Origin of the sequence: Paenibacillus sp. VTT E-133291, assembly GCF_002264395.1 — a bacterium.
Taxonomy (GTDB): Bacteria; Bacillota; Bacilli; order Paenibacillales; family Paenibacillaceae; genus Paenibacillus_AQ; species Paenibacillus_AQ nitricinens.
On the sequence record NZ_NFVA01000128.1, the window covers coordinates 1 to 14,207 of the forward strand.

The 14,207-nt window shown below is 43.9% G+C and carries 12 protein-coding genes; 10 read left to right on the plus strand and 2 right to left on the minus strand.

All coding sequences use genetic code 11. The features are described from left to right. Positions 1 to 165 precede the first annotated feature (165 nt). A complete protein-coding gene (locus CA598_RS29140; protein WP_094868954.1) occupies positions 166 to 1,152 on the plus strand; it encodes an alpha/beta fold hydrolase in 987 nt (328 codons plus the stop codon). 96 nt (positions 1,153 to 1,248) lie between these two features. On the opposite strand, the gene CA598_RS29145 is transcribed toward CA598_RS29140, so the two are convergent. After that, a complete protein-coding gene (locus CA598_RS29145) occupies positions 1,249 to 1,884 on the minus strand; it encodes a TetR/AcrR family transcriptional regulator (protein ID WP_179283793.1) in 636 nt (211 codons plus the stop codon). An 80-nt stretch (positions 1,885 to 1,964) separates the two neighbouring features. Here CA598_RS29145 and CA598_RS29150 point away from each other — a divergent pair, with 80 nt between their 5' ends. From CA598_RS29150 to cydC, 6 genes are all read left to right on the plus strand, one after another. Further along, positions 1,965 to 3,812 (plus strand): zinc-binding metallopeptidase family protein, encoded by a 1,848-nt coding sequence (locus tag CA598_RS29150; protein WP_094878744.1) that lies wholly within the window; start codon positions 1,965 to 1,967, stop codon positions 3,810 to 3,812. A gap of 39 nt (positions 3,813 to 3,851) precedes the next feature. Next, positions 3,852 to 4,703 (plus strand): GNAT family N-acetyltransferase, encoded by an 852-nt coding sequence (locus tag CA598_RS29155; RefSeq protein ID WP_094878745.1) that lies wholly within the window; start codon positions 3,852 to 3,854, stop codon positions 4,701 to 4,703. Between the two features lie 537 nt (positions 4,704 to 5,240). Next, the gene (locus CA598_RS29160; RefSeq protein WP_094868950.1) at positions 5,241 to 6,608 is read left to right on the plus strand and encodes a cytochrome ubiquinol oxidase subunit I; all 1,368 of its coding nucleotides are present in this window, start codon (positions 5,241 to 5,243) and stop codon (positions 6,606 to 6,608) included. Beyond that, positions 6,605 to 7,621, plus strand: coding sequence for a cytochrome d ubiquinol oxidase subunit II (locus CA598_RS29165; RefSeq protein ID WP_094868949.1), 1,017 nt, complete (start codon positions 6,605 to 6,607; stop codon positions 7,619 to 7,621). Before CA598_RS29160 ends, CA598_RS29165 begins: the two co-directional genes overlap by 4 nt. Positions 7,622 to 7,689: 68 nt before the next feature. Next, positions 7,690 to 9,477 carry a thiol reductant ABC exporter subunit CydD gene (gene cydD / locus CA598_RS29170; RefSeq protein WP_094878746.1) on the plus strand — a complete coding sequence of 596 codons (1,788 nt, stop codon included), beginning with the start codon at positions 7,690 to 7,692 and terminating at the stop codon, positions 9,475 to 9,477. Next, entirely contained in the window at positions 9,474 to 11,204 is a 1,731-nt protein-coding gene (cydC, locus tag CA598_RS29175; protein ID WP_094878747.1) for a thiol reductant ABC exporter subunit CydC, read from the plus strand. The genes cydD and cydC overlap by 4 nt, the downstream gene beginning before the upstream one ends. Positions 11,205 to 11,510: 306 nt before the next feature. On the opposite strand, the gene CA598_RS29180 is transcribed toward cydC, so the two are convergent. Next, a complete protein-coding gene (locus tag CA598_RS29180) occupies positions 11,511 to 12,533 on the minus strand; it encodes an MBL fold metallo-hydrolase (protein ID WP_094878748.1) in 1,023 nt (340 codons plus the stop codon). 161 nt (positions 12,534 to 12,694) lie between these two features. Here CA598_RS29180 and CA598_RS33185 point away from each other — a divergent pair, with 161 nt between their 5' ends. From CA598_RS33185 to CA598_RS29190, 3 genes are all read left to right on the plus strand, one after another. Continuing rightward, positions 12,695 to 12,925 (plus strand): hypothetical protein, encoded by a 231-nt coding sequence (locus CA598_RS33185; protein WP_256990696.1) that lies wholly within the window; start codon positions 12,695 to 12,697, stop codon positions 12,923 to 12,925. A gap of 64 nt (positions 12,926 to 12,989) precedes the next feature. Further along, complete coding sequence (locus tag CA598_RS33190; protein ID WP_256990697.1) at positions 12,990 to 13,397, plus strand: fumarylacetoacetate hydrolase family protein; 408 nt, start codon at positions 12,990 to 12,992, stop codon at positions 13,395 to 13,397. A gap of 87 nt (positions 13,398 to 13,484) precedes the next feature. Beyond that, the gene (locus CA598_RS29190; RefSeq protein ID WP_094868944.1) at positions 13,485 to 14,066 is read left to right on the plus strand and encodes a TetR/AcrR family transcriptional regulator; all 582 of its coding nucleotides are present in this window, start codon (positions 13,485 to 13,487) and stop codon (positions 14,064 to 14,066) included. Positions 14,067 to 14,207 lie beyond the last annotated feature (141 nt).

Below are 14,207 nucleotides of genomic sequence, written 5' to 3' on the forward strand. Positions count from 1 at the left end.
TACTGTCTACTATGATGGGAGCATATCATTTCAGATGTAACGCCTTTTTTTTTGGCTTGTTCATATTCCGTTCATATTGTAGTCACGAAGAGGACATCTTGCTTAGTTACACTTTGAATAAGTCGCCACAGCGGCTTTAAGATACAAGGACAAGGAAGGGAAGAGATGAACGTGGCAGAATTAGTAGAAATAAAAACCACTGGAACTAAAAACCACAAGAGACGAAAATTGTGGTTAAAAATATTCGGAGGTATTGTCGGGGCGCTCGTACTGTTTATGGGCATTGTTTTTATCGTTAATGTAATCTGCAACGGGGTCGAGAAAAAGAAAATAGAATCGTATGGTCAGTATGTCAATGTAGATGGCAAAAAGATGAATGTGTACATTCAAGGCAGCGGAGATCAAACTGTTGTATTGCTTCCGGGACAAGGAACCCCAACACCTGCACTTGATTTCAAATTGCTGATCGATGAAATTTCTCCCAATTATAAGGTCGTAGTGGTAGAGCCTTTCGGTTATGGTTTGAGCGATGAAACCGAGAAAGAAAGAACAACGGAGAATATTGTAAGTGAGGTTCACGAAGCGCTGCAGCAACTGGAGATTAACCGTTACATTCTAATGGGACATTCGATCGCAGGACTTTACGGAGCAACCTATGTGAACACCTACCCGGATGAGGTTCTTGCTTTTGTCGGCATCGATAGCAGCGTTCCCAATCAACCCGGCATGGATGTCAAATTGCCTTTGAAATCCATGCAGTTTCTTCAAAAATCAGGTTTGATGAGATTGTTCCAAAAAGTGAGCGGAGATCCGTATAAATCGCTCGCATTTGATGAGCATACCAAAGAACAGATGCATTTGTTTTCGAATCAAGTCGGTGGCAATCCAACGCTGATGAATGAATTGAGCCATCTCGGTTCCAATTTCAAAAATGGAGAAAAACTCACAATGCCAAATGAGTTGCCGTTGCTTCTCTTCGTTCAATCGAATAATGAGCACAATAAACAGTGGATTCCGCTACATGAGGAGCAAGTCAAACAATCCGCACAGGGAAAAATGATCCCGATGGAAGGTTCTCATTACCTGCATCATACAAAATACAAAGAAATCGCCGAGGCATTCAAAGAGTACATGAAGCAAATCCAATTGTAGAGTTGATAATTAAACCGCGGTGCCGAAATTGGCTCCGTGGTTTCTTTGGTTTTCGCTTCGTCTGTACACTCAGCCCAGCCAATGTAGTTATCAACTTTATTCCTGAGACATTGGAGTATGGTACACTTCAAGACAAATCTTGGTCATTTCATCAATGGATTTTGCAAAATCGGATTGTATCCATTTGAGAAGAACATTATAGAGGGCCCCCGCTTTAAAGTAAATTCGGTACACATTCTCATCGCTTTTGTCATGAGCAGTTGAGAGCATCATTTCATTCAAGCAATCCAGAATCACATCATCAAACTTCGCGCTTTGAAGTGCTTTGTAGATGTTACGCTGCTGATAAATAACTTCAAAAAGCACTTTGATAAATTTTTGAGGTTCTTTGGCTTTGCCTGTTAATTCATTGGTGTAAGGCAAAAGTTTTTGATTAATCTCGAAAATAAGCGAATCGACCAAATCCACCAGAATCTCTTGCTTGGATGAATAGTTGTTGTAATAAGCCGTTCGAGAGACCCCTGCGCGCTTCACAATATCGGTGATGGTAATTTTGTTAAAAGGCTGTTCCTGGATCAAGAAGACTAAAGCCGTGCAAATGGCTTCTCTTGTCAAACGGTTGGTTTCTTTATTGGACTGATGCTGAGAGGTATTTGGGCTGTATAATTCATGATTTGGGATGACATTTCCCCTCCGTTTGTACATTCTAGTGTTCGTTTTATTGTTTTTCATGAGTCTTTTCAATATGCTAAAACCATAAGGCATTACAAATGTAATGTCAAAATAGGAGTTAGATAAAATGGGAGGGCGTCATGTTAGAGAGCTTATATAGACGATTGTCAGCGGTGCTGCTATTGATCCTAGCACTCTGTGCTGCGGTATTTATTGGTAAAGAAACGGTAATCTCGATAGTGACCATTATCCTTTTGTTAGCGGAATTAGGCATCTCCCTTTTACTATTAAAGAAGCGTGAGAAGTTACAGTTCGTATTTATTAGTGCAATGGTGGCAGAAGGGTTATTCTTACTAACAAAAGAATATTGGCTGCTTGCGCTTTCCATCCTACTGCTGATCGTAGCGGGTTCATGGAGAGGACTCTATGGGCAAACGGTGAGCAGAAGAGTCACTCCGTTTCTAGTGGTTCGAAAAGTGTTATTCAGCATTGCAGTTCTTACCGTTACTGCATTTTGGGGGATTGGAATCTATGCAAAACCTATTACAACGCCTGTGGAATTAGCAACTGAAGCGGCTGTGACGATCGATGAACGTACATTGGATTCTGCAGCAGTGATGCTGAAGGATATTGAAGTGATGAATTCTTTTGGAAGCCGTACAACCGGTTCTGAGGGTCACAATCAATTTATTGCATGGCTGGAGCAGCAGGTAACGGATATGGGGCTGCAAGTCTATCGTGATCGCTATTCTTTTGACCGATGGGAAGAAAAGAGCAGTTCGTTAAGGATTGATCAGCAGCCCATTCATGTCTCTTCAGCTTTTCCCTACTCCGGGGGAACTGACGAAAAAGGTGTAACAGGGGAACTGGTATATACGAAGCGTGGTGCATATGATCAGGCTAGCGGAAAAATTGCTGTCATTGAAATTGAAAATTTTAAAAATTTTCCTAGTGGAATCGTAATGAACATGCGGGATTCATCTCCAATGAAAAACCAAATTGCCCCAAATGAAGGGGATCTAGTGCTCACTACGGCTTTAAAAGAAGCTAAATTGGAGCATGCGAAGGAAATGGGTGTAAAAGCAGTTATTTTAGTCTGGAAAGGAGTATCCGATGATAAGATAGAAAAGCAATATGTACCTTTTACCACCGATTATGCTGGAATCCCTGCGATCTGGGTCAATGAAACGGAAGGGCAAAAGGTGATCAGCGCAGCTCATGAGCACAAAGAAGGTACGGTTATTTTAGAAGCGGAAATACAAAAAAATGCCCCAACAGAATCCTTTTATGTGAAAATTGACGGTAAAAATAAAGACGAAGCAATTATCGTAAATACCCATACAGATGGGATTAATGTGGTGGAAGAGAATGGCGCTGTGGGCATGCTGTCCATGATTCGTTACTTGCAGCAGGAGCAGCCGGAACGTACGATGATTTTCGCTTTTGTAACAGGGCATTTTAGATTACCGGAATTCAAAGGATCCTCTCAGGCGACTTCCACTTGGATGGAGGGGCATCGTGAGCTCTGGGATGGCGCGAACGGCCATATGAAAGCTGTAGCTGGAATTACGGTTGAGCATTTAGGCAGCATGGAGTGGAAGGACGATGATACAGGTAAATATGGTCCAACTGGACAAATAAGTACAGAATATACCTATGCGGGCAATGAAATGATGGCAGCCATTTGGCTGAAGGCTATTGAAAAGACAGACGGCACACGGACTGTATTATTACGTGGACATAACAAGTTTGAGTTTGGAGAGAGTCAGCCCTTATTTGAAGCAGGGATACCCGTGATTGGCTTCATTCCAATGCCAGACTATCTGCTCGTAGATAGTGAAAACAGAGAGATGGACAAATTTGATGCAAAGCTTATGCATACGCAAATTGTATCGTTGCTGAAAGCGGTCAAGCTAGTGGACGCAACGCAGACGACTAAGCTTGGGAAGTCAGATGGGTATTCTTTCTTCTATGGTCGTACGAAATGATGGTGGTAATAGTGTTAGAAGAAAAGGAGAAAGAACTATATGTTAATCAAAAATGTTGAGGATATTGAATTACAAGAGTTTACAACTTGCTTTAACGATGCCTTCTCCGATTATGTCATTCCATTTCAAGTTTCTGAGCAGCATTTAGCTGATAAATTTGCAGGTGCGGGTGTTAATTATCAGATGTCATTCGGTGCTTTTGATCAAGATAAGCAGGTTGCATTTGTTATGCATGGCATCGGTGAGCGTAACGGCGAAAGAACTGCCTTTAATACCGGTACCGGAGTCGTTCCTTTATATAGAGGAAAACGGCTGGTCGCACAAATTTATCGTCATGCTTTTCCCATCCTCAAAGAAGCCAATATTCAAAAATGTTTGCTTGAAGTCATCCAAACCAATGTTAAAGCTATAAAAGCGTATAGTGCTTTAGGATTTCAAATCCATAGAGAATTAGTTTGCTTCAAGGGTCGTATTAATGTAAACCTTCCGGCCGATCATAGACGTACATTCATTTCTATGGTTCGACTGGAAGAATTCGATTGGACATCGGTACATGCTTATTGGAATTTCGAACCTTCTTGGGAACAATCCGCTGAGGCAATTTTACGAAACCCGCATCTGTACGATGTGGTCACCATAATGGAAGACAACAAGATTTGTGGATACGCGGTAATAAAATCAGCCAATGGAGCTGTTCTACAGTTCGGCGTTTTGCGAGAAAAAAGAAATCAGGGATTGGGACGTTCCTTATTTCATTGGATTGGAGAGAGACATGCACTCATCACCGTCAATAATGTAGACAAAAGAGATATAAATTCTATACGTTTCCTTAAAGAAGTTGGTCTTGACGTATTTATAGAGCAATATAAGATGAAAAAAGATTTGTCATAACGAAGATGATATTCGCTTTAATTCAAAAACACTGATGAGTTGAGTCAGTGTTTTTTTGTTGCCAAAAAAGGGTATATATAAAGGATTGGAATGAGAAAATATCGTGTTTCTCTAACATCGAAATACGAGAATACTTGTAGCATCACATATAAGCTAATGAATCAATAGCTCCTTCGGATGCTTTTTGTGTTATTCACCGAGTTGTTAAAAAGATTTGTCCCTTTCTTGAACGTTTAGAGATGAAGAGGTCTCAGTGATTGAATTACTAAAAATTTAAGATATGATAATTTTAATCATTAGGCCACTATATTAATCGGATTGCTTCAGTATCAGGTAAATAGGTCTCGCCATCTCTTGATTTGTGAAATTTTTCTCTTTTTACATAGCAAACAACGAGGAACGTCATACTAAAACGAACAGGCAATGATATCTCTGAGCCTTGTTTAATCTGATATTGAATGCAGCCTACAGTTAGCTGGCCTAATCATAAGCATCAAATGACGAAAAATGAACAGAGTTTGAAGGGAGCAGTAAAGAATGGAAATTGATACGGTGCTATGGAGCAGGCTGGTTACAGGCTTGACTCTTGGGTTCCACGTTATTTTTGCGACGATTGGCGTCGGTATACCGCTAATGATCGCTATAGCAGAGTTCATAGGAATCCGAAAGAAGGACCCCCATTATACCCTTATGGCAAAAAGATGGTCTCGAGGATTTGTCATTTCTGTAGCGGTTGGTGTCGTGACCGGTACAGCGATTTCACTACAACTGGCCCTGGTATGGCCGAATTTTATGAAACTGGCGGGGAATGTTATTGCACTTCCGTTATTCATGGAAGTGTTCGCTTTCTTTTTTGAAGCCATCTTCCTAGGCATTTATTTGTATACGTGGGATCGGTTCAAAAATCCGTATATCCATTGGCTGCTGACGATTCCGATTGTCGCCGGTGCAGGGATGTCTGCCGTTTTTATTACGACGGTGAACGGATTCATGAACCAGCCTGGAGGCTTTGTCATGGAAGCAGGCCAATTCACAGCGATTGACCCAGTGCAAGCGATGCTGAATACAGCGACGTTCTCCAAGGTGTTCCATGTATTAAGCTCGGCCTATTTAACAGGTGCTGCCCTATTAGCCGGAATTGCAGCCTTTGCAATGCTGAGAAAAGGGGTATCCGCATACCACAAAAAATCCTTGAATCTCATGATGGCGGTTGTTTTGCTGTTCGGCTTGCTAAACACATTAGCTGGAGATGTGTCCGCCAAGTTTTTGGCCGAACATCAGCCGGAGAAGCTTGCAGCGGCAGAATGGCATTTTGAGACGGGTAGCGGTGTGGATTTGGTTCTAATGGGATGGCTGAATGCAGAGCATGAAGTTCTAGGGGCTCTTCATCTGCCGAAGGTGCTCAGCTTCCTGGCCTTTGGAGACTTTAATGCAGAGGTAACGGGACTGGAGGAATTCCCCAAAGATGAATGGCCGCCGCTTCTCGTTCATTATCTGTTTGATTTAATGGCCGGAATTGGATTTGCCTTACTCGCGATAGCGGTCCTGTATTTCCTGTTTGTGTTCTGGAAAAAACGTAATGCGCTTAACAAGTGGATGCTAAGCATCCTCGCACTGATTGCGCCGCTCGCTTTTCTGGCTGTTGAGCTGGGCTGGTTTTATGCAGAAGTTGGGCGACAGCCTTGGATTATCCGTGGATATATGCGTGTAGAGGAAGCAGCCACGACTTCTCCGAATGTAAGAATTATTTTCTTCGGCTTATTGCTCCTGTACATCGTACTCGGCAGTATGTGTGTAATCGTGCTAAGACGCTTGTTCAACAATAATCCGGCAGAAGTTGAGCTGGAGAAATATATGAAGGATCATCCTGATCAATCTACTACAGAAAAGGGGGGCACTGCATGATGAGTTACGAATTGATTGGCATCTCGGTGCTCTGGCTGTTCTTGTACGGCTATTTAATTATAGCTTCTATTGATTTCGGAGCGGGCTTCTTCGCCTTTTATGCACGTTTGACGAAGCAGGATCATTTGATTAATCGTCTGATTTCCCGTTATTTATCACCCGTTTGGGAGATCACAAATGTATTTTTTATCTTTTTCTACATTGGCATTGTCGGATTTTTTCCAGACACAGCCTATTATTATGGCTCCGCGCTACTTGTTCCGGGAACCATTGCAGTAATTCTTCTTGCGATTCGCGGTTCGTTCTATGCATTTGAAAATTACGGCTCAAAGAAAAACATTGTGTATCTTTTTTTATATGGAGCTACAGGTTTACTTATTCCGGCTTCGTTGTCAGTGGCGCTAACCTTATCTGAAGGCGGCTTTATCGTGAAGCAGGGGGAGACGGTTTCTCTGGATTACTGGGAGCTGTTTACCAATCCGTTATCGTGGAGCATCGTTGGACTGGCAATCGTGTCCGTTTTGTTCATAAGCGGCTCCTTTCTGACATTTTACGCATCTCGGGCAGAGGATCATTCTGCGTTGAAGCTGATGCGTAACTACGCCCTGTTTTGGAGTACACCGACAATAATTCTTGCACTGACAGCATTTATTTATTTGGGTCAACACAATGAGCGGCATTTTCAAAATATGATGGATTTATGGTGGCTGCTGGGACTTTCCGTTGCTTTCTTCATGATCGCGATGTGGCTGTTATATAACGGACGCCGTTACGGATTAGCTTTTATATGCATCATGTTACAATTTTTCTGTGCCTTTTTCGCATATGGAATTGGGCAATACCCTTATATTCTTGATCCGTTCATCACGATTCAGAGCAGTGCAACTTCGCCAGCAATGGGCTTAGCGTTAGTTATTGTGTTTATCGGTGGTCTATGTCTGTTGATCCCATCCCTTATTCTGGTCTTCAAACTCTTCCTGTTTGATGCGGATTATGTAAAAGGGAAAAAATAAAGCTGATTGATCTATTACGGCGTGTTTGAGGTTTCTCTACAAGCCTGTATATAAAGGAAGTGTGATCTGTGAAGAGGAAATCCAGTCTGATTTCTCAACAAATGTCTTTACAAAGGAAAAATATGGCCCTCCTCGCGGTTATTTCACTCGCGCTTGGCGTAGCTATTGTGAGTCAGGCTGGATTGCTTGCTGAAGCAGTCCAGCGGATTTTTGTGGAGAGGGCTTCGTTCTCATCGGTTATCCTGTTACTCGGCATACTTCTGGCAGTTATGGCTGTACGCACACTGTTGTCGTATGGAAACGGTAAAGTCGGCTTGCAAATGGCTGCCACTGCCAAAACAAATATGCGCGCAGCCGTATTGCAAAACTTGACCCATGCTTCCATGCCCGAAACTCTTAGTGGGCAGACGGGAGGGAAGGTCAGCATTGCTCTGGATGCTGTGGATGAGGCTGACAGTTATTTCAGTCAGTACATGCCACGTATGATGGAAGCAGCTATCATCCCGATTCTGATTTTGGTCGTTACATTTACTCAACATGCCAACACAGGTTTCATTCTCTTGTTTACAGCTCCGTTTATCCCGCTGTTCATGATTTTGGTAGGGCTGAAAACAAAGAACAAATCCGAAGAAAAATATGCGCAACTGGCTGAGTTTTCAGGGACATTTCTGGATTCTCTTCAAGGGCTGGTGACGTTGAAAATATTTGGACGGGCTAACCGTCAGCAGCAGGAGATTGAACGCAGCAGTCTGGGTTATCGGGATGCTACGATGGGAATTTTGAAGATTGCATTTACGAATACCTTCATGCTGGAATCGATCGTGATGTTAAGCATCGGCATTGTCGCTCTCGAACTGGCCATCCAGTTGCTCGTTTTCAAATCTATGACCTTCCACACCGCCTTTCTTGTTTTGTTGCTCGTTCCCGAATTTTACAACCTGTTAAAAAATACAGGAACAGCCTTTCACAGCGGCCGAACAAGTATGGGAGCGGTTCGTAAGGTGGAACAGATGCTTGTGGAGACGGCAGGGGTGAGCAGGGAGGCGAATGGCAATGAAGAGGTAGAAACATCCAATGAAATCGACGAGATCGACAATGATAACCTTTCAATGCCGCCATCCATAGAAATTGACCATCTACGGTTTCAGTATGCTCCAGATTCATTCGAGCTTAAGACGGGTCTGATCCAGCTTAGTCCAGGAGAACACATCGCCATCGTTGGCAAAAGCGGTTCCGGCAAAACGACTTTGCTTCATCTTATTGCCGGTTTGCTGAAACCAGAATCTGGAACGCTTCTGGTAAATGGAAACCCACTTTCGCAATACGATGAGGCTGTATGGTTCGAACATGTTAGCTACATTACGCAGCATCCGTATATTTTTGCAGGCACATTTTCTGAAAATATTGCGATTGGTGCTGGCGGAAACATCTCCAGAGCTGAAATGGAGCGGGCGGGAGAGGAAGCTGGCCTTACTGCGCTTACAGGCCAATTGGAGCATGGATTGGATACCTTTGTGGGTGAAGGAGGCCGGGGACTGTCTGGCGGGGAGAAGCAACGGCTTGCCTTGGCACGCGCTTTTTTGAAGCGACCTGCTGTCATTCTGTTTGACGAACCCACAGTTGGGCTGGATTTGCATACCGAGCAGGTACTGCAACGCTCCATTGCCAAACTGGCAAAAACGGCAACGATGATTACGGTGGCTCACCGATTATATACGATTCAACAAGCCGACAAGATTTTGTTTATGGACAATGGAGTATTGGTGGACTCCGGACGACATGACGAGCTCATGAAGCGCCTGCCCGAGTATGCCGAAATGGTTAATATAGAGCGGAAAGGGAGGGTATCATCATGAATGAGCTGGCTGTTCTATCAAAGGCGATGTTTCAGGAGCGCAAGGATATCGTTCTTTCGATTTTGTGTGGATTTATCGCCGGAATTGCCGGAGTGGCACTCTTTTCCGCGAGCGGGTATCTGATCTCGCAAACGGTGTTTGCGCCGCCGCTTTATACTTTGATTGTACTCACCTCGATGGTCAAACTGCTCGGTCTGCTTCGGGCGGCGAGTCGTTATGGAGAACGCTTGTATTCTCACCGAGCGACATTCTCCATGCTTAGCCGTTTACGTACATCCTTTTTTGCCAAGCTTATTCCTTTAACGCCTGGTATATTGAACAAAAATCGAAGCGGGGATCTGCTTGCGCGGATCGTTGGGGATGTGGAAAGTTTGCAAAATTATTTTTTGCGAGTCGCTTATCCTCCGATCATGGTCGTCATGGTATTTTTGGCTACGGTGCTGTTTACTTCTACCTTTTCGATCTGGATTGCCGTTTTATTTGTACTAGGTATGCTGATAACGGCATTCGTTGTACCGGGAATTGTGTTACTCGGGCAGCGGAGAATACATGGACGCGTTCGTGAGCAGAGGGCGCAGCTGTCCACGGAAGTTACCGAAGTGTTGTACGGTTTCCGGGATTTGAAAGTATACGGTCAATTGGCACAGCGGGAGGAGCATCTTCAGCATGCTTCCGCTGTATTGGCAGCTGAACAGCAACGAGCTTCCGGGCACTTGCTGCGCGGGCAATCGATGCACACTTTTGTTACGTTTCTCGTTTCCTGGGGAGTGCTGACGCTTGGCGCCTATTTAATTATGGAAGGTGCGCTTGCAGGCGTATTTCTTGCCATGCTGGTCATGGCATCACAAACCGTATTTGAAGAAGCGACAGCTATGGCCACATTACCCGCGTATAAAGAGGATAGCGAACACGCAGCCAACCGACTGACGGAAACCGTTCAGACCTTTGATGAGCAGTTCTCGCAGCCAAGTGGCACAATGTCTGTTAATCATGCTGTTACGATGGAACTATCCGATGTTACGTTTCAATATGAAGGGGAGTGGAGACCGGCACTCAGGGATATCTCTCTGCACATTTTACCGGGCTCCAAAACGGCGATTGTCGGGCCGAGTGGGTCAGGAAAATCAACGATTATCGAATTACTGCTCAAGCTGCGAACACCAACGGCTGGCGATATCCGTTTAAACGACATTTCGGTAAAGGAACTGGATGAGTCGAGCATTTGGCAGACGGCTAATGTGGTGTTGCAGCAAAGCCATTTCTTCAGGGGCTCGATTCGGGACAATCTGCTGCTGAATGGAGAAGAACATACGGACGAACAATTGTCTGATGTGCTGGCTAAAGTGCAGCTGCCCAATACATCGTTGACCGATAGTGTGTATGAAAAAGGGGAGAATCTCTCAGACGGCGAGAAGCAGCGACTGGCTCTGGCGCGAGCGATGCTCCGCAAAGGACGCGTATGGCTTCTGGACGAACCAACTTCATCGCTGGATTATGTGACAGAGCAACAGGTTTTGAAGCATCTCTTCGCACAAGCAGCTAATGACACGCTTCTCCTGATTTGTCATCGGCTTACCGGATTGGAAGAGATGGACCGAATTGTGGTCATGGACCAAGGTAAGGTAGTGGAAACGGGTTCCTATTCGGAGTTGATGGAGCAAAAAGGCTATTTTTATGAAATGAAAAAAATCGAACAGCAAATGATCGGAGAAGTTGACGTATGTTGATTTAGTGACCTCAACTCCCCAAACTCCAGCTCCTTTAACTAGATTACTTAAAGGAGGATTCCCCTTTTGGCATGATACGTAGTATGCTAAACGACACGATAGCACAATAATACACTTAACAACAAATTTTTCTTATATCCTTTTAGGAGAGTGCTACTAGTAAGTCATAAGTCCTTCTCCATTTTTTATCATAATCGTTTCTAAGCACCGATTTTAATTCCGTGGAACAATTCAAAAGAACGGCCGCTGTTCGCATCGTTTGCGACAGGGCCGTTCTTTTGTTTTTCGTAGGTTAGCTTTAAATTGCTATTCTTGCCAAACACTCATAGGGTCCCATGGCTTGATCTGATTGTCATATTTTTCAGCCAAAAAAGCTTTCATGTCTTCCAGCTTAGCAGGCACCTCGTTCCAAATTGGAAGGGGGGGTAACCCTCGTTTGCTTTTCAATAAGATATCCACTGTAACATATAAGCGTTCTGGCTGAATCCAATGAAGGAAGCGGGAAATATCCATTTGCTTGGTCAGGGACAAGGAATCAATTTCATCATTGTAATGCTTGTTGAACTCGCTGATCAGGTTCAGGAGGTAATCTCTCTGCTCCCTCACGAAGTCCAAGCCGCAAATGGCGCCATGTCCTGGAACAACGATTTCGGGTTTAATTTCATCAATAATGCGATCAAGCACTTTAACCCAATTGAGGGTTCCCTCTTCGCTGTATGCCGTACAACCGTTAAACACGACATCGCCGGCGAACAGCACTTTTTCTTTTGGCATCCACAACAGCAAGTCACTGTCAGAGTGGGCTGGAGCTACATTGTAAATCATAACTTCCGTATCGCCAAGACGGATGTTGATATCGTCCTTTATCTCAATATTCGGGAGTACCCATTCTACGCCCTCCAGGTCGAATCCTTCAAATTCCGCTGCAAAAAACCGCTCACCCGGAGTCGATTCCGTAGAATCCTTTCCTCTTCTGATGACGCTGTCCATCCAGGCGATATTTTCGGTGAGACGCTCTCTGGAGGCTTCCTTGTGCATAATAATACAAGCATCTTCAAACGCTTTGTTTCCCCAAGCATGGTCACTGTTATAGTGCGAGTTCACCACATAAGCGGGAGAGCCGCCGTTGCTTACTACCATAAAAGTCTCCCGCATTTCCCGCGCATGGAACAAATCGAAGAACGTGTCATACACCAGTCCTTCACCCTTATTGATGAAGCCGGCATTGGCCCAACTAATCCCGCGATACGGCGAAATACCGGCAAAGACGCTATCTGCGACTTCAATAAATTTAACGCGAGGTTTTTGGATAATACGTCCATACTTCATGAAAATTCTCCTTTTTCGTATATGTTTTTGGGGTAAGGCATATTAACTATGGCTTTATTATAGAGAATGGAAAACAGAAATGCAAGCAAGCACTTGCATGCATTAATTCTATGCGATAAGATAGTAACAGAACAACATCACACTAGGTGGAGGCGAGCAACATGAAGCTAGTAACCTTTCGAACCAAGACATCCCAGGAACCTTTGTTTGGGCTTGTAATTAACGAGAAATTTGTCGTGTCTTTTGCCGCAATCATGAAAAAGCAGGGAACATTCGTTGACAGTCTTGAAAGTATGGACAGCTATCTTCATTATTTGCCGGCAAGTTATGATGCCGCTAAGGAATTGATATACAGGGCCAGAAAGAGAAGAGCTCAAACAAAAAATTGCTGAAAAATTCCAGCAAGATTCGAATAAAGTAACTTTCAGTTATTACAAATGTAACCATAATGCATTAATTGGCGATGGGGATACGATTCATTGGCCTTCGTACTCTTCCTACCTGGATATCGAGCCAGAGCTGGCCTTTGTTACAGGAATGGAGAACTGCATTGCAGGTTATGTTATTTTTAACGACAGTACTGTCCGCGATGTGCAATGGCCGGATTTCCTGGCGCTGACCGGACCGACGCGCTGCAAAGATTTTGATCACAGCAAAGGAATAGGACCATTTCTGGTTACGCCGGATGAAATCGAAAATCCGATGGGACTGGATGTGGATGTATACATCGGGGAAAGACTGCACTGGAAGGGTAGCACATTTGAGTATTCTGCACACCCTGCAAAAGTGATGGAGGAGGTTCTCAAAGTTTTCACGCCGCTCCCGGGCACGATTATTGGAATGGGGACGATACGCTTTAAATAAACATTTATGAAAATGATGACCCCGATCCTGCTGCATGTGCAATACTTGTAGTAGAATGGGTTTAACATATGTTAAAGGAGAAGTACAATGCAAACTTCAGACAGAATTATTGAAGCCGCGACACGTCTCATCAAAAAGAATGGCTATCGGGGAGTAAGCACCAAAGCCATTGCAATGGAAGCTAAAGTTAATGAATCTACGATTTTCCGGCAATTTGGAAACAAGCAAGGCATATTGGAAGCCATCATTGAAAGACATTCGGATATCCCGCAGTTTGAGAAGCTGTTAAAAGAGGAAGCGACCGATAACCCGGAAGTCGATCTGCTGAATGTAAGTCAGCAATACCGTTTATTTTTCCATAAAAATGCGGACATCATTTTAATTGGCATCCGCGACAAAGGAATGCTTCCCGAATTAGACAGAGTGCTGGCCGATCCGCCGGCGAAGCTTCACTCCTTGCTGGTTGAATATTTTGAACGCTTGCAGAAGAAAAAAGTTATAGCCAGACAGAATGAGCGTCTTGTCGCAATGTCTTTTCTCTCGATGTGCTACGGATTTCAGATGAGCGAGCTGATTCACCGGCAATATCAATCCCAATTTGTCACCGAGGAAGAGTTCTACAAGCATAGTGTCTCATTGTTTGTTAAAGGAATTTTGGCTCAGTCATAAGCATTATTAAATTATTTAATGAGAAGTCAACACTTAAGTCAACGGGCTGAGTCTGGAAACACGGTGTTTCTATCCATTCATCTAATGGAAGAGCTTGCAGCAACAGCAACAGTTGATGATGTGGTGATTATTAAGCATGGA

Excerpts from the sequence above, each read along its gene's own strand:
- CA598_RS29145 (WP_179283793.1), bottom strand. The coding sequence starts at position 1,884 with ATGAAAAACAATAAAACGAACACTAGAATGTACAAACGGAGGGGAAAT.
- CA598_RS29155 (WP_094878745.1), top strand. The coding sequence starts at position 3,852 with ATGTTAATCAAAAATGTTGAGGATATTGAATTACAAGAGTTTACAACT.
- CA598_RS29165 (WP_094868949.1), top strand. The coding sequence starts at position 6,605 with ATGATGAGTTACGAATTGATTGGCATCTCGGTGCTCTGGCTGTTCTTG.
- CA598_RS29180 (WP_094878748.1), bottom strand. The coding sequence starts at position 12,533 with ATGAAGTATGGACGTATTATCCAAAAACCTCGCGTTAAATTTATTGAA.
- CA598_RS29160 (WP_094868950.1), top strand. The coding sequence starts at position 5,241 with ATGGAAATTGATACGGTGCTATGGAGCAGGCTGGTTACAGGCTTGACT.
- CA598_RS29150 (WP_094878744.1), top strand. The coding sequence starts at position 1,965 with ATGTTAGAGAGCTTATATAGACGATTGTCAGCGGTGCTGCTATTGATC.
- cydC (WP_094878747.1), top strand. The coding sequence starts at position 9,474 with ATGAATGAGCTGGCTGTTCTATCAAAGGCGATGTTTCAGGAGCGCAAG.
- CA598_RS29140 (WP_094868954.1), top strand. The coding sequence starts at position 166 with ATGAACGTGGCAGAATTAGTAGAAATAAAAACCACTGGAACTAAAAAC.
- CA598_RS33185 (WP_256990696.1), top strand. The coding sequence starts at position 12,695 with ATGAAGCTAGTAACCTTTCGAACCAAGACATCCCAGGAACCTTTGTTT.
- CA598_RS29190 (WP_094868944.1), top strand. The coding sequence starts at position 13,485 with ATGCAAACTTCAGACAGAATTATTGAAGCCGCGACACGTCTCATCAAA.